The organism is Hymenobacter caeli (genome assembly GCF_013294115.1).
GTDB lineage: Bacteria > Bacteroidota > Bacteroidia > Cytophagales > Hymenobacteraceae > Hymenobacter > Hymenobacter caeli.
Genome location: NZ_JABSNP010000005.1, coordinates 1 through 20,305 on the forward strand (window position 1 = coordinate 1; position 20,305 = coordinate 20,305).

Annotated in this window: 22 protein-coding genes; 12 read left to right on the top strand and 10 right to left on the bottom strand. The window is 65.1% G+C overall.

Translation table 11 applies throughout. The features are described from left to right. Window positions 1-375 precede the first annotated feature (375 nt). The 3 genes from HNP98_RS06685 to HNP98_RS06695 all read left to right on the top strand — a co-directional run bounded on the left by HNP98_RS06685 (window position 376) and on the right by HNP98_RS06695 (window position 2,423). Window positions 376-963, top strand: a complete 588-nt coding sequence (locus HNP98_RS06685) for a 5-formyltetrahydrofolate cyclo-ligase (protein WP_173809278.1) — start codon at window positions 376-378, stop codon at window positions 961-963. Window positions 964-1,071: 108 nt separating this feature from the next. After that, window positions 1,072-1,599 carry an ExbD/TolR family protein gene (locus HNP98_RS06690; protein WP_173809279.1) on the top strand — a complete coding sequence of 176 codons (528 nt, stop codon included), beginning with the start codon at window positions 1,072-1,074 and terminating at the stop codon, window positions 1,597-1,599. Beyond that, window positions 1,596-2,423: an energy transducer TonB gene (locus HNP98_RS06695; RefSeq protein ID WP_173809280.1), complete on the top strand. Its 828-nt coding sequence runs from the start codon at window positions 1,596-1,598 to the stop codon at window positions 2,421-2,423. The genes HNP98_RS06690 and HNP98_RS06695 overlap by 4 nt, the downstream gene beginning before the upstream one ends. 72 nt (window positions 2,424-2,495) lie before the next feature. Here the strand turns inward: HNP98_RS06695 and HNP98_RS06700 are convergent, their stop codons facing one another. The 4 genes from HNP98_RS06700 to mnmD all read right to left on the bottom strand — a co-directional run bounded on the left by HNP98_RS06700 (window position 2,496) and on the right by mnmD (window position 5,390). Continuing rightward, window positions 2,496-3,053, bottom strand: a complete 558-nt coding sequence (locus tag HNP98_RS06700; RefSeq protein ID WP_173809281.1) for a GDYXXLXY domain-containing protein — start codon at window positions 3,051-3,053, stop codon at window positions 2,496-2,498. 48 nt (window positions 3,054-3,101) lie between these two features. Further along, window positions 3,102-4,337, bottom strand: coding sequence for a DUF2157 domain-containing protein (locus HNP98_RS06705; protein WP_173809282.1), 1,236 nt, complete (start codon window positions 4,335-4,337; stop codon window positions 3,102-3,104). A 19-nt stretch (window positions 4,338-4,356) separates the two neighbouring features. After that, window positions 4,357-4,599: a hypothetical protein gene (locus HNP98_RS06710; protein WP_173809284.1), complete on the bottom strand. Its 243-nt coding sequence runs from the start codon at window positions 4,597-4,599 to the stop codon at window positions 4,357-4,359. 71 nt (window positions 4,600-4,670) lie between these two features. Then, window positions 4,671-5,390, bottom strand: a complete 720-nt coding sequence (mnmD, locus tag HNP98_RS06715; protein WP_173809286.1) for a tRNA (5-methylaminomethyl-2-thiouridine)(34)-methyltransferase MnmD — start codon at window positions 5,388-5,390, stop codon at window positions 4,671-4,673. Window positions 5,391-5,426: 36 nt separating this feature from the next. On the opposite strand from mnmD, the gene HNP98_RS06720 reads away from it, so the two are divergent. From HNP98_RS06720 to rlmN, 3 genes are all read left to right on the top strand, one after another. Then, a complete protein-coding gene (locus HNP98_RS06720; RefSeq protein ID WP_173809287.1) occupies window positions 5,427-5,855 on the top strand; it encodes a thioesterase family protein in 429 nt (142 codons plus the stop codon). An 8-nt stretch (window positions 5,856-5,863) separates the two neighbouring features. Further along, a complete protein-coding gene (locus HNP98_RS06725; RefSeq protein ID WP_217425679.1) occupies window positions 5,864-6,763 on the top strand; it encodes an energy transducer TonB in 900 nt (299 codons plus the stop codon). 88 nt (window positions 6,764-6,851) lie between these two features. Beyond that, window positions 6,852-7,931, top strand: a complete 1,080-nt coding sequence (gene rlmN, locus HNP98_RS06730; protein WP_173809290.1) for a 23S rRNA (adenine(2503)-C(2))-methyltransferase RlmN — start codon at window positions 6,852-6,854, stop codon at window positions 7,929-7,931. Between the two features lie 72 nt (window positions 7,932-8,003). Here the strand turns inward: rlmN and HNP98_RS06735 are convergent, their stop codons facing one another. The 3 genes from HNP98_RS06735 to HNP98_RS06745 form a co-directional block, all read right to left on the bottom strand. Next, the gene (locus tag HNP98_RS06735) at window positions 8,004-8,747 is read right to left on the bottom strand and encodes a hypothetical protein (protein WP_173809291.1); all 744 of its coding nucleotides are present in this window, start codon (window positions 8,745-8,747) and stop codon (window positions 8,004-8,006) included. Between the two features lie 40 nt (window positions 8,748-8,787). Continuing rightward, window positions 8,788-9,756 (bottom strand): YihY/virulence factor BrkB family protein, encoded by a 969-nt coding sequence (locus HNP98_RS06740; RefSeq protein WP_173809293.1) that lies wholly within the window; start codon window positions 9,754-9,756, stop codon window positions 8,788-8,790. A gap of 90 nt (window positions 9,757-9,846) precedes the next feature. Next, entirely contained in the window at window positions 9,847-10,602 is a 756-nt protein-coding gene (locus HNP98_RS06745; protein WP_173809294.1) for a DUF3891 family protein, read from the bottom strand. A 109-nt stretch (window positions 10,603-10,711) separates the two neighbouring features. Between HNP98_RS06745 and HNP98_RS06750 the strand changes: the two genes are divergently transcribed. Both HNP98_RS06750 and HNP98_RS06755 read left to right on the top strand, forming a co-directional pair. Further along, entirely contained in the window at window positions 10,712-11,956 is a 1,245-nt protein-coding gene (locus HNP98_RS06750; RefSeq protein WP_173809295.1) for an MFS transporter, read from the top strand. 119 nt (window positions 11,957-12,075) lie between these two features. Then, window positions 12,076-12,612, top strand: coding sequence for a YceI family protein (locus HNP98_RS06755; RefSeq protein ID WP_173809297.1), 537 nt, complete (start codon window positions 12,076-12,078; stop codon window positions 12,610-12,612). Between the two features lie 171 nt (window positions 12,613-12,783). On the opposite strand, the gene HNP98_RS06760 is transcribed toward HNP98_RS06755, so the two are convergent. Together HNP98_RS06760 and HNP98_RS06765 are read right to left on the bottom strand one after the other, a co-directional pair. Beyond that, window positions 12,784-13,770, bottom strand: coding sequence for an NAD-dependent epimerase/dehydratase family protein (locus HNP98_RS06760; RefSeq protein WP_173809298.1), 987 nt, complete (start codon window positions 13,768-13,770; stop codon window positions 12,784-12,786). Between the two features lie 63 nt (window positions 13,771-13,833). Further along, entirely contained in the window at window positions 13,834-15,438 is a 1,605-nt protein-coding gene (locus HNP98_RS06765; protein WP_173809299.1) for a S53 family peptidase, read from the bottom strand. An 85-nt stretch (window positions 15,439-15,523) separates the two neighbouring features. Here HNP98_RS06765 and HNP98_RS06770 point away from each other — a divergent pair, with 85 nt between their 5' ends. Beyond that, window positions 15,524-16,612, top strand: coding sequence for a patatin-like phospholipase family protein (locus tag HNP98_RS06770; RefSeq protein ID WP_173809300.1), 1,089 nt, complete (start codon window positions 15,524-15,526; stop codon window positions 16,610-16,612). Between the two features lie 82 nt (window positions 16,613-16,694). Further along, entirely contained in the window at window positions 16,695-17,948 is a 1,254-nt protein-coding gene (kbl, locus tag HNP98_RS06775; protein WP_173809302.1) for a glycine C-acetyltransferase, read from the top strand. A 408-nt stretch (window positions 17,949-18,356) separates the two neighbouring features. Here kbl and HNP98_RS06780 read toward each other — a convergent pair whose 3' ends face one another. After that, window positions 18,357-18,716 (bottom strand): hypothetical protein, encoded by a 360-nt coding sequence (locus HNP98_RS06780; RefSeq protein WP_173809303.1) that lies wholly within the window; start codon window positions 18,714-18,716, stop codon window positions 18,357-18,359. A gap of 303 nt (window positions 18,717-19,019) precedes the next feature. On the opposite strand from HNP98_RS06780, the gene HNP98_RS06785 reads away from it, so the two are divergent. Together HNP98_RS06785 and HNP98_RS06790 are read left to right on the top strand one after the other, a co-directional pair. Next, window positions 19,020-19,667, top strand: coding sequence for a response regulator (locus HNP98_RS06785; protein ID WP_173809304.1), 648 nt, complete (start codon window positions 19,020-19,022; stop codon window positions 19,665-19,667). 232 nt (window positions 19,668-19,899) lie between these two features. Next, window positions 19,900-20,295 carry an STAS domain-containing protein gene (locus tag HNP98_RS06790; protein ID WP_173809305.1) on the top strand — a complete coding sequence of 132 codons (396 nt, stop codon included), beginning with the start codon at window positions 19,900-19,902 and terminating at the stop codon, window positions 20,293-20,295. The last annotated feature ends 10 nt before the right edge of the window (window positions 20,296-20,305 follow it).

The following is a 20,305-nucleotide window of genomic DNA, read 5'->3' on the forward strand; positions in this document are numbered from 1 at the left end:
TTGCGGCGGATTTGGTCACTGGCGCACTTGGCGCAATAATGCTGGGTGTAAACCATAAACCAATCTACAACCGCCACCCTGAATTAATCCACTACATAAGAAGGATATAAGCAAAGGTTGGAAGCGTTTTTACAAGGCTTTCCCGGGTTCTGAAGGGGTTTTTAAATTCTCCAGAATCACTTATTCTAATTCTGGAGACCGAGCTGTTACTTATCGTGTTATAAGCCGCAACGGACTGAATGGCAACGGTTCTTTGCTAGTTCTTGAAAGAATTGGTAATAACTGGCAAGTGAAATACCGCTTCTCTTTGTGGAATAATTAATCTATCAAATTTAAAGTAAAAGGGCACATATTATTATCAAAAGCATAAGCTAATTGCCCACCAAACCCGCCCTACGCCGCACCGCCCTGGCCCGCCGCGGGGCCCTAACGGCCGCCGAAGTGGCTGAGCGGAGCGAATTAATTAGCGTGCAATTATTTCAGCATTTTCAAGTGGCGGCGTGGCGGTGGCTGCACGTATTTCTGCCGTTAATTAATAAAAACGAGCCGGATACCTGGGCGATTATCCGGCGCATTTGGGCTGAAAAGCTGCCGGTGCGACTGGCCGCGCCGGTGGTACAGCCCGACGGGGTTTCGCTGAAGCACTATGAATTAACGGCCGCTACGCCGCTGGTGGCCAACCGCTGGGGCATCCCGGAGCCGGTGGGGGCCCCGGCAGCGGCGGTCGCGCCCGCCGTGTTTGACGCGGTGCTGGTGCCGCTGCTGGCCTGCGACGCGCACGGACAGCGCGTGGGCTACGGCGGCGGGTTTTACGACCGATTTTTGGCGCAGTGCCGGCCGGGCACGGCGTTCGTTGGGCTCAACATTTTAGACGAGCCGCCGGGGGCCCCGCTGGCCGACGTGCTGCCCACCGACGTGGCCCTGACGGCCCTGGTGACGCCCGCGGGCGTGTGGCGGTTTTAGGACGCTAACGCGTTGAAAATAAATAACAGTTGGGGCCCCAAAAGCCTGCAATAAGGGAATATAGCGGTGCGTTGGTGGTTCATCTTCCACTCATTCGCCCCGTCGCCTATGGCCGCCATCGAACCGAAAGCCTCCGCCCCCGCTCCCAACGGCCGCCGACGAAGTAAAAAGATGTCGACCCGCATCGACATGACGCCGATGGTGGACCTCGCGTTTCTGCTGCTCACGTTTTTCATGCTCACCACCACGTTCGCCAAGCCCTACGTGATGCAGCTGACCATGCCCGTGCCCGACGACGAGCATCCCATGGCTGTGCCTGCTTCAAAGAGCCTGACCGTCATCCTGGGCAAAAACCACCGCGTGCACTACTACTTCGGCCTGAACCAGCCGGCCGACAAAACGGTGGCCGCGGCCCGGCTGGAAACCACGGATTTTGGGCCCCAGGGCATCCGGCAGGTGCTGCTGGCCCGCCAGCAACGGGGCCCCGTGGTGGTGCTCATCAAGCCCGGCGCCGACTCGCAGTACAAGGACATGGTGGACATCCTCGATGAGATGAGCATCACCAACCAACGCCAATACGCCCTCACCAAGCTTTCCACCGCCGACCTCACCCTCTTAAAAACCGCCGCGTTATGATGACCAATGCCCAGCTGGCCACGGCCAGCCTCGACGACATCGTGTTCGATGGTCGCAACCAAACCTACGGGGCCTACCTGCTCCGCCAGCTCTACCAGCGCCACCTGCTGCGGGCCTTGATTATTGCCCTGTCGCTGCTGGCCCTGGTTGTGAGCGGGCAGGCCCTGGCGCGGTACCTGGCGGGGCCGGTGGTGGCGGTGCACTACGTGCCCACGGGGCCTATCAATCCTGTTTTACCACCGGAAATAATTGACCCGATAGTGGAACCGCCCGTAAAACCGATGCCTACGCAACCCAAGACACCGGCCATAAACTCCATCAAACTGAATAACTTCAAAATTGTCCCGAAGGATGCGGCAGCAGATGATGTACCCGAACAGGACGCCCTAATCGGCAAACACATAGCCAGTGTGACCGTTACGGACGGAATCGATGCACCGAATGTGGATGACCTCAAGCCAACCGTCAACGATGCCGCTACTACCGAAACCGTTGGAAGCAAGCCTTACGTTTACGTGGAGCAGATGCCAGAGCTGCCCGGCGGCGGCGGCCAGGCGGCCATTGTGGCGGCTATTCAGCGAGCCGTTCATTACCCGATGCAGGCCCAGGCCAACGGTGTGGAAGGCAAAGTATACGCCAGCTTCGTAGTGAATGCCCAAGGCGAAGTGACAGACCTTAAAATAGTGAAAGGCGTTGGCTCAGGCCTCGACGAGGAAACGTTGCGAGCCATCGCTAAGCTGCCGCGCTTTATTCCTGGCAAACAAAACGGCCGGGCCGTCAGCGTAATATACACCGTGCCGATTTCCTTCAAAATCGACAACTAACAATCAGTCGCCCTATCCATAAAAAAGCACCTGGCCCGCGCGCCAGGTGCTTTTTTGCGTTGCAAACGGACGTTACTTACCCACTATTTCCTCAACGGCCACGATGCGGGCCTGGCCCCAAGGCGCGATGCGCACCAGCACCCGCAGCGGCCGGGGGGCCCGGTCTTGGCGCAGGGGGCTGGCGGCGGGCACGTAGTAGCGCTCCAGCCCGTAGCGCAGGCCCAGCGTGCGCGGAAACACGTCGGTGACCCAGCCGCGCAGCACGGCCTGGCCGGGCGCGGTGGCGGGCTCCTCGGCAAATACCCCGACCACGGCGGCTTCGGCGGGGCCGCCGGTGGGGGCCAGCAGCACGTACACGCTTTGGCGGGCGCGGGGCGCGGCGGGGCCCCGCCACTGGGCCAGCGGCACGGTGGCCGCGGCGTAGCGCAGGCGCACGAAATCGGTGGTTTTGAGGGTAGTGAGGTCGGCGGGCATGGCGGCCAGCGCCACGGCTTTGCCCAGGGCCGTGGTGGCATAGCCCGCGCCGGCCACCCCCAGCACGTACAGCACCTGGGCCCCCACCAGCAGCCGGAGCAGCAGCGCGGTGCGTCGCGGGGGAGCAGGGGGAGCAGGGGCTTGCGTGGGGGCCATTTTAATTACCAGAGAAGCGGAGGGGAGCGCGAGCGCAACGAGGTGTTCTTACGGAGCCGGGGCGTTGGGGGGCACGGCGGCGGCCAGCACCCGGGCGTTGCGGCGGCGCAGGTACCAGCTCAGGCCCAGCAGCAGCACCCCGCCAATCAAGAAAAACAAGGATTTGTTGATAAACGCGCCCCACGTCAGCTTGAAGAACGCCACCATGGTGGCCCCCACGAACAGCACCGTGCCCAGGGTGAGCTGCTCGGCGTTCTGGCTGCGGTGGGCCCGGACCAGCACCGAGCCGGCGTGGGCGTACAGCACCACCAGCGTGGCCACGGCCAGCGGCAGCCCGCCCGGCAGGTAAAAGCCCGGCAACAGCAGCAGCCAGTCGGGCAGCGTGTCGAGGCGGCCGCGCTGCTTCTTGCCCAGCACCGACAGCGCCAGCACCGCGCCCAGGGCCCCCAGGTAGGCCAGCACCGGCGGGCGCAGCAGGCCCGCGTAGGCATCGGTCTCGCCGAACAGCGCCAGGCCGAGGGCAAACAGGTAGGCCGCCACCAGCGGGGGGCCCTGGGCGGCGCGGCCGGCGGCGCGGCCGGGTTGCAAGTCGCCGGCCGCGTACACGAGCATGGCCGGGATGAAAAACCAGGTGATTTTGGCGTGGGCCAGCGCCACCCACAGCGCCGCCTGCCACAGCAGGCCAATGGCCAGCACGGTGCTCAGCAGGCCGTCGGGCCGCCGCCACCACAAATAGCCCACGCCTCCGGCCAGCAGGGCGGCCGTGGCGTAGCTGTAGCTGCCCAGCCCCTGGGTGCAGTACGTTTGCACCGCCGCCCCGATGAGCACCGTGAGGGCCGCCAGCAGGCGGCTGCGGTGGGCGTAGGCCAGGGCCATGCCCGCCACCACCCAGGCCAGCAGCCCGCTGATGTCGTAGCCCACCAACTGGTAGGTTTGGCTGACGAGGATGATGCTGACGCCGAACAGCACCAGCCCCAGGCCCACCAGGCCCCGGCCCAGGCCGCGGTTGCCGCGCTGCAAAAAGTAATGCCCCCCCGCGTAGGCCCCCAGCAAGCTGCCCAGCAGCAGGGCCAGCCGCGCCCAAGGCGGCAGGGCCGCCCAGTTGGCCGCTACCACGCTCAGGGCACTCAGGGCCACCAGCAGGCTGCCCAGCACCGGCAGCAGGCCCACGGCGGGCACGGCATCGGGCGGGTAGCGGGCCAGCAGGCGCTGCCGCTGGGCCTCCGTGATGAGGCCCTCGGCGACCCAGGCCGGGCTTTCGGTATCGAAAAATTTACGGCTCATAAGCAGCGCACGGCGGGGGTCAGTGCCCGTTCAGCAGGTCGGCCACCAGGCCCGCGAGGCGGTGGTACCATTCTTCGTGGGGCGACAGCACGTGGCACACCGGGCACTGGGTGTCGGGCCAGCGCCGCCGGCACCGGGGGCACACGCCGGCCGTGGCAAACGTGTTCCAGCGGCAGCCGCAGGTGCAGCCCCAAAACGCCACGTTGGTGGGTTCCCAGCGGCAGCTGGGGCAAAATACATCGACGGACGAGCGGCGGGCCATGCGGCGGGCAAGATACGGCTGGGAATGAACCGCAAGCATACGCAATTGCCGCCGCGTCCGGGTTGGCCGGCTCAGGCGGGTTTGCGGGCCCGCGTCATTTCGCGCTTGCCGGGCGGGCCGGGCAGCTTCTCCGTCCGCCAGCCGGCGGCCCGCAAATTGCGCCGGAACTGGCCCTGGGCGCAGTAGCTCACCAGCACGGCCCCGGGCGCGGCGGCGGCGTAAAGCTGCTGAAATATTGCTTCCGTCCACAGCTCGGGCTGTTTTTCGGGCGCAAAGGCATCGAAGTAAATGAGGTCGTAGTAACCGGCCGGCAGGTTGTCGTCTTCCACCGGCAGCTGGATTTTAGTCAACAAAAACGCGGGTGTCAGTTCCCCGGCGGTATTCCACGGCGACGCATGCAGGGCGGCAAAGGCTGCGCTGAGTGCTGGCTTATCGGCCCACTGGGGCCGCAGGGCCGATATGGCCGCAGGTGGCAATGGGTAGGTTTCGTAGCCGTCGTATGTAAGCCGGGCCCCGGTAGCCTGGGCCGCTTCCAGCGTCAGCAGGGCGTTGAGGCCGGTGCCCAAGCCTACTTCGAGGATGTGCATCGGGCCGTCGCCTGGTTGGCCCAGCCCCGCTTCGAGCAACGGCCGCAGCCCGGCGGCGATGAACACGTGCGCCGATTCTTGCCGGGCCCCGTGCGTGGAGTGGTAGTGCTCGTGCAGGGCCGGCACGTAGAGCGTGGGCGAGCCGTCGGCCGTGGCCCGCACTTCTACCTTTGGCCCATCAGAAATTGTTCGCTGGTCGTCCATTCACCAATTCACTCCTTCACCAATTCACCCATTGAAATGGCCCGCGTAAAAGTAGACCTGCCCGCTGCCTTCTCCTGCACCACCGAAATCCCCGTGCGCATCACCGACCTCAACTACGGCGGCCACGTGGGCAACGACGCGCTGCTGGGCATCCTGCACGAGGCGCGGGTGCATTTCCTGCGCTCGGTGGGCGTACCCAACGACTTCGACGCCGCCACCAAGCTCGGCCTCATCATGGTCGACGTGGCCGTGGAGTATAAAGGCGAGGCCTTTCACGGCGACGTGCTGCGCATCGCCATGGCCGGCGTAGACCAGAATAAATACGGTTTCGACGTGGTGTACCACGTGCACAACCAGCACGGCAAGGAAATAGCCCGTGCCAAAACCGGCATGCTCTGCTTCGACTACAACGTCCACAAATTGCGCCTGCTACCGGTGGAGTTAGCGGCGCAAATAGGCTCCTAAACGTAGCTTTGAACTCGACCTATTCAGAAGTGATTATGCTAAAGAATTTTACGAAGAAAAAGATTAAAATTGGCGTGGTGATGCTGGGCTTGGCTGGCGTGGGACGGGTAAATGCACAAACCGAACTGGCCACAGTTGGCCCACCCGCTACCTCTATCCGGCTGCCCCAATTAGTAGAAGGCGGGGGTGATGCCGCCATTGTGCGCGCCATCCAGTTGGGCGTGCGTTACCCCAAGCAGGCTCTGCGTGACGCTGCACAGGGGCAATGCCTGGTCACTTTCGCCGTGGCTCCCAGTGGGCAAGTTTGTCAGATTAAGATGAAGTATAGCGTACGGGCTGACTTGGACACGGCTGTGGTGCAGGCGGTGCGCCAGCTACCCCACCTGCAACCAGCCATGCAGCATGGCCGGCCGGTTGCCTGTCTGATGAGCGCCCCTGTTACTTTTGTCATTTCAAATCCCCCTCGCCTGCCCCGGCATCCGTTGCCAGGCATTGATTCGGTTCACGTATACACCACCGTCACCTACATGCCTGTTTATCAGGGGCAGCCGGGTTTTCAGCAGCTGTCCGCCGATCTTATGGTCGAGTACCTGCGCTTGAGCCAAGGCACCGGTTGCTTTGTGCCGCGGTATGGCACGAGCGTGGTGATGACGGTGGGGCCAAGCGGCACCCTATACGACGTGCGATTATTGAAAGACGACAAAACAGAAATGGCGGCTCTTGAAGCACAGTTTGGCGACCAAATAGCTAAGCAAGAGCCTAGTGAGGAAGAGAAAGAACTTCCAGAGGCCTGCGTGGCGCAGGTAGCCGAAGCAGCCCGGCACCTGCCCCGCCTTACGCCCGCTTACGTCGATGGTCAGCCGGTAGCCATGCGCCTGCTGCTGTCAATACGAATGCCGCGCCCGTAGTGTAGTTCGTCACCCTCCTGCCCCAGCGCCGGGACAATAGGGCCCCGGTGCGGGAACCCAACGCCTTGCCTGCTTGTATCTTTGCCCTATGTTATTCGAACTGCCCCTCGCCCCCACGCCCGCCAAGCGCGACATCCGCAAACTTTCGGCCGACGACTTGAAAGCGTTCATGGTCGAGCACGGCGAGAAGCCCTTCCGTGCCAAGCAGGTACAGGAGTGGCTGTGGAAGAACGCGGCCGGCTCGTTTGAGGAGATGAACAACCTCTCGCTGGCCACCCGCGAGCTGCTGGGGGCCCACTTTGTGATAAATGGCGTGACGGTGCAAAACCAGCAGCGCAGCAACGACGGCACCATCAAATCGGCCTTTCGGCTGCACGACGGCAACATCGTGGAGGGCGTGCTCATCCCGCACGACACGCGGATGACGGCCTGCATCAGCTCGCAGGTGGGCTGCTCGCTGACGTGTAAGTTTTGCGCCACGGGCTACATGGACCGCAAGCGCAACCTCGACGCGGCCGAGATTTACGACCAGGTGGTGCGCATCCGCGAGCAGTGCGAGGGCCAGTACGGCACGCCGCTCACCAACATCGTGTACATGGGCATGGGCGAGCCGCTGCTCAACTACGCCAACGTGGTGGAAAGCGTGCGCCGCATCACGGCCCCCGACGGCCTGAACATGGCCCCGCGCCGCATCACCATCAGCACGGCCGGCATCGCCAAGATGATCAAGAAGCTGGCCGACGACGACGTGAAAGCCAACCTGGCCCTGAGCCTGCACGCGCCCACCGACGCCAAGCGCAACGAAATCATGCCCATCAACGAGGCCAACTCGCTGGCCGCGCTGAAGGAAGCCTTGCAGTACTACCACGCCAAAACCGGCCGCAAGGTCACCTACGAGTACATCGTGTTCGAGAACTTCAACGACACGCTGGAGGACGCCGAAAACCTGCTGAAAATCAGCAAGTGGCTGCCCTGCAAAATCAACCTCATCGAGTACAACCCCATCGAAAACGCGGACTACCGCAACACCGGCGAGGAAAACCTCATGTCGTTCCACCAGTACCTGGCCGACCGCGGCGTGCAAACCAACCTGCGCCGCTCGCGCGGCAAGGACATCGACGCCGCCTGCGGCCAGCTCGCGGTGAAGGAGAAAGCTACCGCAGCTTAAAAGCATTGCCAAGCAAGCGCCAGGGGCCCCGTCGTTTTGGAAACGGCGGGGCCCCTGGCGCTTGGCTGACGGCTACTTGGCGCTATTGAGCAGCCGCAATATTTGTGGGCACGCTTCCTTCATTTGGGCCCCCAATTCATTGCCGATCATCAGCTCAAACTTTTGTGTAACGCCTTGCTTTTCATCAAGCGCACCGCCGTAGAGCCGCGCCATTTTGGGTTCTTGGGCAGCCGATGCGGCGCTGTATTCTTGCTCGAAAAGCGCCATAAGTTCAGCCCCCGTTTTTCCTTGCAAACGGCCTTCTTGGTTTAGCACTGCGAAGCGTTGGCAGAGCTCGTTGCTCCAGGCTTGCACGAACTGCTTTTCGGCTTTAGTAGGCATTGGGTTATCGCCTATGAGACGGCTGAAGCGGCCGTACAAAGCCGCCGCCACGGAGCACGTTTTCACGAGGCGTTGCGCGGTGGCGTCGGGCAAGTCGGCCCGCAACTGGTTGTAGGCTCCGGCGGCTTTGGTACGGCCGGCCAATTGGCGAACCTCCGCCCCGTGGCTTTCGGCAACGGCTGATAAGGTGCCCTGAAGTTCTTCGTATGCTTGCGCTGGGCTGAGCGAATCGGGCGCCGCGCGGCCAGTCCGATTGCTTAAGCGCTGGCAAGCGTCAGCTACCAACTGCTTCACCAAGCGGCCCTGGCCCCGCACCGAATCGGGGACTACCACCCGCTGCTGGCGCGCCACTGCCAAGCTGCTCACCAATGACAAACAGAGCAACCCGGGGAACAGGTAGCGAGGAAAGTAGAGGACGCTGAAAAGCAAACGCATTGGCTGTCAAGTGCTGAAGCGCATTAGTTGCCCCAGGGCCCTAATCGCGCCAGCGGCCCGTGGCCTGGGGCCGGCCGGTAGCTTTTTCTTCTTCCGATTCGCCGGGCTGCACTTCTTCCAGCTTCACGCGCACAGCGTGGGCCTTGGGCTGCACTTTTTGGCCGAAAGCATCGGCGAATTCCTGGGTGAATTCGGCCCCAAAGAAGATGATGAGCGAGGAGTAGTTGATCCAGAGCAGCAGCACGATGGCCGAGCCCGCCGCCCCGAACGCCGAGCCGGGGTTGGCAAAGCCGATATACACGGCGATGAGCAGCTTGCCCAGCACGAAGAGCAGCGCCGTGATGAAGGCCCCGATGCCCACGTCGCGCCACCGAATGATGGCATCGGGCAGGAAGCGGTAAATAAGCGCGAACAGCAACGTAGTGACGCCCAGCGACAAGGCAAAATCAACCACCTTGATGGCCACCACCCCAGCGATTGGAATTAATTGCTGGAGCCAGCCGGTGAAGGCGCTGAGCACAGCGCTTATCACGAACGATACGAGCAGCAGCAACGCCACGCTCAGGATGAGGCCAAACGAGAGCAGGCGCTGGCGGATGTAGTCGCCGATGCCGATGCCGGTGGTCTTCACCTTTAGGTTCCAAATGTCGTTGATGCTTTCCTGGAGCGTGACGAAAAACGTGGTGGCCGCAAAAATCAGCGTACCGATGCCAATGGCCGTGGCCAGGCCGCTTTTGTCCTGCATGGTGAAAGTGGCGATGCTGTCTTGCAGGAACTTAGCCGAATCGGCGCCTACCAACCCTTTCAGCTGGCCGTACACCTGGCCCGTCACGGCGTCGTGGCCCAGGAACTTGCTGGCCACCGTGATGACGATGAGCAGCAGCGGGGGCAGCGAGAAAATGGTGTAGTACGACAGTGCCGCCGCGTGCCGGAACGAGTTGTTCTCTACGAACTCGCCGGCCGACGACTTCAACACCTGCAAAATATCAGAAAATTTATACGTCGCCATCCAGCAGCAAAAGAGTAAGCTCCTAGTACGGGCAGCCCGGCCTTTCGTTTGCAAAAACGGTACGGTTCTGATTACTAAAGCATTGTTTTTTCATGCGCCGCGGCGCAGCTCCCAGGCCAGGGTGTGCACGGGGGCCGTGCGCAGGGCCCCGGCCAGCGCCGCGTCGTCGCGGAAGCGCAGTTGGTGCAATTCCACGGCTTCCACACTCACGGCCAGCGCGTCGGCCGCGAACGGCCAGGGCCGCACCACCACCGGCGTGCCGGTTCCCCCGGGCTGGCGCACGTAGTGCGGGGCCGCCGCCGGGCGCTGGGGGGCGCGGTAAATTTCGACCTCGCGGCCCATCTCGGGCAGCTCCTGCCGGCAGAGAATAAGCGAGAGCCGGTCGCACCAGTGCAGCAGGTCGTAGGCCCGGCGGGCCTCGGCGGGCTTCATTTTCAGGGCCCGGCACCAGCGCCGCTGGCCGGCCTTCAGCTCGTCGAGGAAGGCCGTGGTGGCGGGCGCGCTGCCGCGCAGCGGCTCGTACAAGCAGCTCAGGTGCAGGCTGGTGAGCAGGCTGCGCCACTGCCCCTGGAAGCGGGCGGCGTGCAACAGGTCCTGCGCCTGCGCCAAGGAAAAATCCTGTTGCGTGAAGTTGGCCGGGGCCCCGGCGGGCGTGAGGCCGTGGTGGCCGCCGCGGCCGTGCCAGGCCGCCTGCTCGTCGTCGTGCTGCGCCACGGCCGCCAGCAGGCCCACCCAGCGGTCGGGGGGCAGGAAGGACGGCCAGGCCCAGGCCAGCTGGGCGGCGAGCAGGGCGTGGGCCTGCTGGTAAATAATTTGCCAGCCGGTGGGCGTGGGGTTGACGATCATGGCAAAAACGGGGTGAGAACTAGCTTTCCGATACGCCCCGTGGGCCCCGGGGTTGGGGCCCACAGGGCCCCGGGCCGCACCTTTGCCGCCGCTTTCCCGTTTCACCCGCGTGATTTCCGCCTTCCGCTCGCTCGCCCACCGCAACTTCCGCCTGTATTACGCCGGGCAGTCGGTATCCCTCATCGGCACCTGGATGCAGCGGCTGGCCGTGGGCTGGCTCGTGTACAGCCAGACGCACTCGGCTCTGCTGCTGGGCCTGGTGTCGTTCGCGGGCCAGATTCCGACGCTGCTGCTCGCCCCCTACGGCGGCACCGTGGCCGACCGCTACAGCCGCTACCGCGTGCTGCTCATCACCCAAGTGGCCTCGCTGGTGCAAGCCAGCGTGCTGGCCTGGCTGGTGCTGAGCGGCCACTACGCCACCTGGGCCGTGGCCGGCCTGAGCCTGCTGCTGGGCACCATCAACGCCTTCGACATCCCGGCCCGGCAGTCGCTCATCGTGGAGCTGGTGGACGACCGCGCCCACCTGCCCAACGCCATTGCCCTGAACTCGACGATGGTGAACCTGGCCCGGCTGGTGGGCCCCGCCCTGGCGGGGCTGCTGCTGGCGCGCTACGGCGAGGGCCCTTGCTTCGTGGTGAACGCCGTGAGCTTCGTGGCCGTGGTGGCCTCGCTGCTGCTGATGCGCATTGCGCCGCGCCCCGTGCGCACCCACCGCCCGGGGGCCCTGGAAGGCCTGCGCGAAGGCTGGGCCTACCTGCGCCAGGCCCCCGCCCTGCGCCGCCAGATTCTGCTGATGGCGGGCATCAGCTTCTGCGCCATGCCGTTTGGCACGCTGCTACCGGTGTTTGCCAAGGATGTGTTTCACGGCCAGGCCGGCACCTACGGCTGGCTCAACAGCCTGTCGGGCCTGGGGGCCCTCACGGGGGCGTTTTACCTGGCCTCGCAGCCGGCGGAGGCGCGCCGGCCGCAGCTGATAACCTACGCGGCACTGGGGTTTTGCGCCAGCCTGGTGGGCTTCGCGCTCAGCCCGCAGCTGGGGCCCGCGCTGCTATTCATTACCTTGGGCGGCACGGGCATGATGCTCTTCATCGCCGGCACCAACACGGCCATCCAAACCAACGTGGCCGACCACATGCGCGGCCGCGTGCTGAGCTACTACGTGATGGCCTTCCAGGGCGTGCAGCCGCTGGGCAGCTTGCTGGTGGGCTGGCTGGCGCGCCACCTGGGGGCCCCGCACACGGTGCTGCTGCAAGGCGCAGCCGGCCTGGCCGTGGGCTTAGCCTTTTGGTGGACGGGCCGCCCGGCCACGGCGGCCCCCGCCCCGCGCCCCGCCGTGCCGGCGGCCCACCCCTAGCGGCGCGGTGCCCCGGCCCGAAGCGCGGGCGGCAGCCCGGGGCCCCAAACACTTTGGGGCCAATGCGCTTTTAACGCGGGAGCAAAATTTCGCCCCCCGATAATTTCAACCGCAGCACTATGACCAGAAAAACCTTGCTCGTGGCCGTGGCCACCGCGTTTGCCAGCTCGGCCTTTGCCTTTGCGGCCGCTACCCAGTGGCAGGTGAAAGACGAGAGCTACGCCATTAAATTCGACACGCGGGGGGCCAGCGGCACCATCAAGGGCCTGAAGGGCACCGTGGCCTTCGACGCGGCCGAGCTGCCCGCGTCCACCTTCGCGGTGAGCGTGGACGTGAACACGCTCGACACGGGCAACAGCCTCAAAAACCACCACGCCAAGGCCGACGATTTCTTCGACGTGGCCCACTACCCGCTCATCAAGTTCGCCTCCGGCAAGGTGGAGAAAACGGCCACCGGCTTCACTTCCACGGGCCTGCTCACGATAAAGGACGTGAGCAAGCCGGTCGTCATTCCCTTCACCTTCGACCCGGCCGGCGCGGGCGCGGGCACTTTCAAGGGGCACTTTAGCGTGAACCGCGAGGACTACCACCTCAAGAAGTGGGGCGTGGGCGAAGTGGTAGAGCTGGATTTGGTCATCCCGGTCAGAAAGGCTTAGCGCCCATCCGAATAGGCCGTCATGCCGAGCGCAGCCGAGGCATCTCGCGTGCTGAACTAATCCAATCGATTGGATTAGTTCAGCACGCGAGATGCCTCGGCTGCGCTCGGCATGACCGTTCTTTTTTTCGCCTATTCGGATGGCCTCTTAGCAACTCAAGCGGGCCTGTGCTTACGCCGGCTGCAACTCCTTCAAGTGCGCCAGCATGTCCTGGGTCATCTTAGCCAAGTCAAAATCGGGGGCCCAGCCCCAGTCCGCCCGGGCGGCGGAGTCGTCGATGCTGGCGGGCCAGGAATCGGCGATGGCCTGGCGGGCGTCGGGCGCGTAGCTGACGTGGAAATTAGGGATTTCCTGCTGGATGGCGGCCGTGATTTCGGCCGGCGCGAAGCTCATGGCGCCCAGGTTGTAGCTGGTGCGCACTTTGATGCGGTCGGCCGGGGCATGCATCAGGTCCAGGGTGGCCTTCAGCGCGTCGGGCATGTACATCATCGGCAGGTAGGTGTCCTCTTTGAGGAAGCAAGTGAAATCCTCGCCGGCCACGGCCTTGTGGTAGATGTCCACGGCGTAGTCGGTGGTGCCGCCGCCGGGCAGGCTCTTGTAGCCGATGAGGCCCGGGTAGCGCAGGCTGCGCACGTCGAGGCCGTGGTGGCGGTGGTACCACTCGCACCACTGCTCGCCGGCCAGCTTGCTGATGCCGTACACCGTGTTGGGGTTCATGACGGTGGTTTGCGGGGTGTGCTCGCGGGGCGTGTCGGGCCCGAACACGGCGATGGAGCTGGGCCAGTACACCTGCGGCACGCGGTACTGCACGGCCAGGTTCAGCACGTTCAGCAGGCCGTCCATGTTCAATTTCCAGGCAAACATCGGGTCTTTCTCGGCCGTGGCCGAGAGCAGGGCGGCGAGGTGGTACACCTGCACCGGCCGGTACTGCCGGATGAGTTCTTCGAGGCGGTCCTTGTCCAGCACGTCGAGCAGCTCGAAGGAGCCCCCGGCCAGCAGCTCCGGGTTTTTGGGCGGGCGCACGTCGGCGGCAACGACGTTTTGGGGCTGGTAGCGCTGGCGCAGGGCGGCCGTTAGTTCGAGGCCGAGCTGGCCGCTCGCCCCAATGACAAGCACGGTGCCGGGTAAGGTATCAGGGTCGCCGGAAGGGGGGGCCATGCGCTAGAATAAAAATAGGTGGGGTATAAATCGGCCGCAAAGATACCGCCGCCCCCGCGCCCGTCAGGTGGCTCTCGGGGGCGCCGCCAGGGCCGCCAGCAGGGCCGTGCCGTTGGGGGTGCCCCAGCCGGTGCAGGCGTCCCAACCGGCGCGGGCCGCGAAGGCCCCGTTGGTGCCGGTGGCAATGTCGTGGAACCCGCCCTTGCCGGCCAGCGACCCATATAAGAGCGGTTGCAGGAAGCCCACCGGCTTGCCCAGCTTTTGGTTGAGCAGCGCCACCAGCCCGGCCCAGAGCGGGGCCACGGCGCTGGTGCCGCCAATCACCAGGTCCTGGCCGTCCACGCGCACCTCGTAGCCCGAGGCCGGGTCGGCGTTACCGGCCACGTCGGGCAGGCCCCGGCCGGGCTTGGCGGCCTTGGCTTTGGCGGCTTTGGGCAGTTTCAGGGCGTTTTGGTAGGTTGGCACGGGGAAATGGGTGCTGATGCCGCCGCCGGTGGCGCTGTTGGGCCCCTCGTTCCACACCACCTCGCTGCTGATTTTGGGCCCCATGGCCGTCAGCCGGGTGCCGCCGCAAGCCAGGGCGTAGGGGCTGGAGGCCGGAAAATCGGCGTGCGGCTGGCCGTCGGCCACGCCGTCGCCCGAGCCGTTGTCGCCGGCCGCGCAGCACACCGTCACCCCGAGCAGGGCCGCGGCCTGGAAGGCCTGGTCGAACTGGTCGAGGGCCCCCGCGGTCCAGGTATTTTCGGGCCCGCCCCAGCTGATGGAGATGACCGTTGGCTGGTTCGTTTTGTCGTGCACGGCGGCCGTGATGGCGTCCAGGAAGCCCCGCGACGTATTCGGGGCGAAGTACACCGCGATGCGGGCCCCGGGGGCCACGGCGGCGGCCACCTCGATGTCGAGCATCACCTCGCCGTCGGCCCCCTGGGCGGTGGTGGGCTGGTTGCTGCCGCCGTCGATGTTCACCGCCGTGATGGCCGGCACCGGCAGCTTCAGGCGGGTGAAGTAGGCCGTCAAATCTTCGGGCCGAAACCCGCCGCCCAGCTCGATGATGGCGATGCACTGCCCGCTGCCGTCGGCCCCGGCCGGGAAATTGTACAGCCGGGCCAGCGCCGGCGGCGTGAACGACGCCCCGGCGGCCCGCGCCGCCACGGCCCCCGCGCCCGGCCCCCGCACCTGGAAGTGCGGCTCGGCCTGGGGCCGGTTGTCGAGTCCAAACACGCCCTGCACGATGTCGCCCAGCGGGCCCGGCACCGTCAGGGGCCCCGTGCGGCCCCGGTAGCGCCCGGCCGGCGACTCGTACTGGTGCAACGCCGTGCCGAAGGCCGTTTCCAGGGCGGCCACCGTGCCGCCCAGCACCACGCGCCGCTGCGCCGCGTCGGCGCTGACCACGGCCAGGCCGTGGGCCCGGGCAAAGTCCGTCACGGCGGCCACGTCCTGCGGGGTAGCTCCAAACTGCGCGTCCAGCTCGTCGCGGCTCAGGTAGGCGCGGGTGTGCGGGGGCTGGTCGGCGAAGGCGGTGGGGGCCAGGCCGGCCGCCGCGGCCCGGGGGCGCAGGCGCACGGTCACCTCCAGGGGCTCGTCGGGCGGGGTGGGGCGCACGGCATGGGCCTTGGGCGGGCAGGTACGCTCGCTGCCGCGCACAACGGTTCGGGGTTGGGGCGTTGGCATAACGGTTGATTAGGTACGGCGCGACTAAAAATCAAGGGCTACTGAGGCTCGGACAGAGGTTTTGCTCTACGGTATATTTGGCCTCATGTTGAGGACCACCCCCCGGTTTGTTATCGGAATCATCGTTCTGCTGGCCGGCAGCCTTGGAGCCTCCGCGCCGCCCGCCGCCCCTCGCTACCGCAACCTGGTGATGGCGGGCGGCGGCATCCGCGGCATTGCCTACGGCGGGGCCCTGCAAGCGCTGGAAGCGCGGGGCGTGCTGGCCGGCATCGAGCGGGTGGGCGGCACCTCGGCGGGGGCCATCCAGGCGGCGCTGCTGGCGGTGGGCTACTCGGCCGATGAGCTTGTGGCCGTGGTGAACGCCACGCCCGTGCAGCGGCTCAACGACGGCCGGTTCATCTTTTTCGGCGGCACCCACCGGCTCGTGAAGCAGTACGGCTGGTACCGCGGCGACGCCTTCAGCGCCTACCTCGGCGCGCTGGTGGCCCGCAAAACCCAGCGGCCCGGCCTCACCCTGGGCGAGCTGCACGCGCTGGCCCAGCAGCAGCCCGGCCGCTTCCGCGACCTCTACACCACCGGCACCAACCTCACCACCCAGCGCACCCAGGTGTTCAGCCACGAAACCACGCCCGACCTGCGCGTGGCCGACGCCGTGCGCATCAGCATGAGCATTCCGCTCTACTTCCGGGCCGTGCTGCTCGACGCCCAGAACCGGGTCGTGACCGGCCCGCCCGCTCCCGGCCAGCCCGTGCAGGTGCTCGTGGACGGCGGCCTGTTGGCCAACTACCCCATCGATTTGTTCGACCAGCCGCGCTACCTGCCCGCCGGGGCCCCCGCGGCCACCCCCGACGCCCGCGGCCGCGTTTTCAACCCCGAAACCCTGGGCCTGCGCCTCGAACGCGCCGAGCAGATTCCGTTCGACACCGCCGCCACCGGCCGCCAGCAGCTGGCCCCCTACGCCGTCACCGATTTCAGCACCTACGTGGGGGCCCTCTACACCGTGGCCCTCGAAAACCTCAACCCCGTGCAGCCCGCCGACCGGCCGCGCACCATCAGCATCAACTTCCTGGGGTTCAGCCCCAAAATCAAGCGCATCTCCAGCGCCCAGAAGCAGCAGCTCATAGACAGCGGCCGACAGGGCGTGCAGGCGTTTTTCAAACGATTGGGGCCGTAATTTTGTAGTTCGTAGCACCGCCGCTGCGGGCCGCAGCGCGTGGCGGCCCCGGGTTTTTTATTGCAATTCCATTCCCAACCCCATGTACGGTACCCTCCAGCCCGACCTTCAGCAGACGCTCCAAGAAATAAAAGACCACGGCCTTTACAAAAAAGAGCGCGTCATCACCTCGCCCCAGGGCGCGGAAATTGACACCCAGGAAGCCGGCGAGGTGCTGAACTTCTGCGCCAACAACTACCTGGGCCTCAGCTCGCACCCCGAGGTTATCAAGGCGGCCAAGGCGGCCATCGATACCCACGGCTACGGCATGAGTTCGGTGCGCTTTATTTGTGGCACCCAGGACATTCACAAGCAGCTCGAAGCCAAGCTGGCCGAGTTCCTGGGCACGGAGGACACGATTTTGTACGCCGCGGCTTTCGATGCCAACGGCGGGGTGTTCGAGCCGCTGTTTAACGAGCAGGACGCCATCATTTCCGACGCCCTCAACCACGCCTCCATCATCGACGGCGTGCGCCTGTGCAAGGCCCAGCGCTACCGCTACCAGCACAACGACATGGCCGACCTGGAGCAGCAACTCCAGGACGCCCAGGCCAAGGGCACACGCCACCGCATCATCGTCACCGACGGCTCGTTTTCCATGGACGGCACCATCGCCCAGCTCGACAAAATCTGCGACCTCGCCGATAAGTACCGGGCCCTGGTGATGGTGGACGAGTGCCACAGCAGCGGTTTCCTGGGCAAAACCGGCCGCGGCACCCACGAGCTGCGCGGCGTGATGGGCCGCGTCGACATCATCACCGGCACGCTGGGCAAGGCCTTGGGCGGGGCCATGGGCGGCTTCACCTCGGGCCGCAAGGAAATCATCGACCTGCTGCGCCAGCGCAGCCGGCCGTACTTGTTCAGCAACACGCTGGCGCCCGCCATCGTGGGCGCGTCGCTGCGCGTGCTGGAGCTGCTGACCGAAAGCACTCAGCTACGCGACCAGCTGGAAGAGAATACCCAGTACTTCCGCGCGCAGATGACGGCCGCTGGCTTCGACATCCGCCCCGGCCAGCACCCCATCGTGCCGGTGATGCTCTACGACGCCAAGCTGGCCCAGGAATTCGCGGCGCGGATGCTCACCAAGGGCATCTACGTGGTCGGGTTTTATTACCCGGTGGTACCGCAGGGCCAGGCGCGCATCCGGGTGCAGCTGAGCGCGGCCCACACGCGCGAGCACCTGGACAAGGCCATCGCGGCCTTCATCGCCGTGGGCCGCGAATTGGGGACCGTGAAGGAGCCCGCCGCGGCCAAAGAGGCCCCCGCCGGGCCCCAGGCGGTGACAAACACGCCGTGAGGCCGCGAAGCTCGTTTGCCGCAGGCCGCCCGTGCCGCGCGGCCTGCGGCCAGGCAATGCCGCTTTGGCCCCCGGCAGGTACTGCGCCGCCGTTTTCCGTTGGGCCGGTTGTGCCAGGGGGTGCAGGGCAGCAGCGGCACCCCCGGCATGGGCACGTAAGTGCTGTTGAAGCCCGCGAGTGCATCGAGCCGTCGGCCACCGACGTCTAAGCCAAGTGCCGTGCGCTAACCAAGAAGCGAAAGTTTACTTCCGCCGCGTTACCACCTGGCGACCGCCGGCTCGAACCTGACGGGCAACTTCATGAACCTGCCCTGCCCCGAAGCGAAGCAAACCCGGGCTTTCGCAACGCGCGCAAAAAAGGCGTCGCCCCACTCGGGGCGACGCCTTTTTTGCGGGCCGGGGCCCCGGCTATGCGGCGCGGAAGCCGGTGGCCTGGCGGATGCTGCGCTCGTTGCCGGTGGCCGGATCGGTGTAGCTGTGGTCGCTCACTTCCACCGACAAATGCTTGCCCACCAACTCCTTGGTGTCAAGGTCTTTGCCGTCGTGGGGCTGAATGCCCACGGCCGCGTACAGCGACAGGATGATGGGGTGGCCGGCGGGCGAGTTGTAGAAGCGCTGGCTCACGAAGCCGTCGGCGCTTTCCATGCGGGCGGCAAAAAACGGCACGTTCTGGTGCTCGCTGGTGCCTTCCTCAATGCCGGTGATTTCGACCAAGTGGCGGCCGTCGGGCAGGAAGCCCTTGTCTTCGTTCTCTACTGCGATTTTCATAGTGAATTTTCTGGAAAGATTGATTTTTTTGTACTAACGTATTTAGCGGCTTAGGGTTGGCTTTTGGTGCTAAAACAGCCAACTAGCTAACCGGAATAAGAATAACCGACTAATTATATAATCATTCGCCAAATTAAAAAAAATCAAAAAATAATACGATAAAACACATAGTGAAGATGCGATTAATTGCGCTACCTTGTGGGACCAACCTCTATCCTCCAGCGCTATGAGAACTACTCTCTTTCTGGCCGTTTCACGGGCCCGGCGTGCGGCCCCGCGCCGGCGCGGTTTCTACCGCCGGCCATGATCCGCCTCTTCCTCGCCGACGACCACACCATCGTGCGCAACGGCATCCGGGCCATGCTGGCCGGTGAGCCCGACCTCGTGGTGGTGGGCGAAGCCATCCACGGCCAGGAATTGCTGGAGCAGCTGGCCACCACCCCCGCCGACGTGGTGCTGCTCGACGTGCACATGCCGGTGCTCGACGGGCTGGCCACCACCCTGCGCCTGCACGCCGAGTTTCCCGACGTGCGGGTACTGGTGCTCACCATGCTGGCCCAGGTGCAGCACATCGGGCAGATGTTCGACGCCGGGGCCCGGGGCTACGTGCTCAAGAGCGCCGAGCAGAGCGAGATGGTGGCGGCCGTCCGGGCCGTGGCGGCCGGCCGCCAGTTCCTGTGCTCCGAGCTGGGCTTGGCCATGCTCCAGCGGGTGCGCACGCTGGGCCACGCCCCCAAAGACCCGGACCAGCGAGCCGGCCACCTCACGGCCCGCGAGAAGGAAGTGCTCCAGCTGCTGGCCGACGGCCTCACCACCAACCAGATAGCGGCCCGGCTGTTCACCAGCACGCGCACCGTGGAAACCCACCGCCAGAACATTCTGGAAAAAACCCAAACCAAGAACACGGCCGCCCTCATCCGCCTGGCCGTCATCGAGGGCTTGCTGAGCTAGCCGGGGCCCCGGACGGCCTGAAATATGGCCTGAAAATGAAAAAATGTACCTATCCCTAGAAATTCGGGAAATACTGAAAAATGCTACGGGATATACGGGTAATACGATTCAGTATATTCCGCAGCTCAAAATCAGCGTTTTACCAGTATATGCACATGTAGAAGGCGTGTAGATTTGCAACGTCCTTCTAAAAAGAAGCCCGGTTGCTGTTCCCATCACCTACCGCTTCGCTATGAAACCAATTCTAACGGCCCACCTAGGGGGCCACCGCGGCCGCATGGGCCTGAGCCTGCGCGGCCCCTGCGCCACCCCCGCCGACGCTGACCGCCTGCAACGGGCCGTGCGGCACCTACTCGCCAGCCAAGACCCCGAAGCCTGGGTCGATTGCCAGGGCCTGGACACACTCACCGACGCCGGCCTGCAGGTACTGCTCCGGGCCGATGGCCACGCCCGCGCCGCGGGCACCTGCCTGTACTGGTGCGGCCTGACGGCCCCGGTGCTGGGGCAGCTGGCAGCCGCGGGCCAGGCCGCCGCGCTGCAGCTGGCCCCCATTGCCGCGTTTCGGGGGCCCCGCTTCGTGTTGTACGAAGTGCCGCCCGGAGCCACCCCCGCCCGTTCCATTCCTTAGCCGCCGTCGT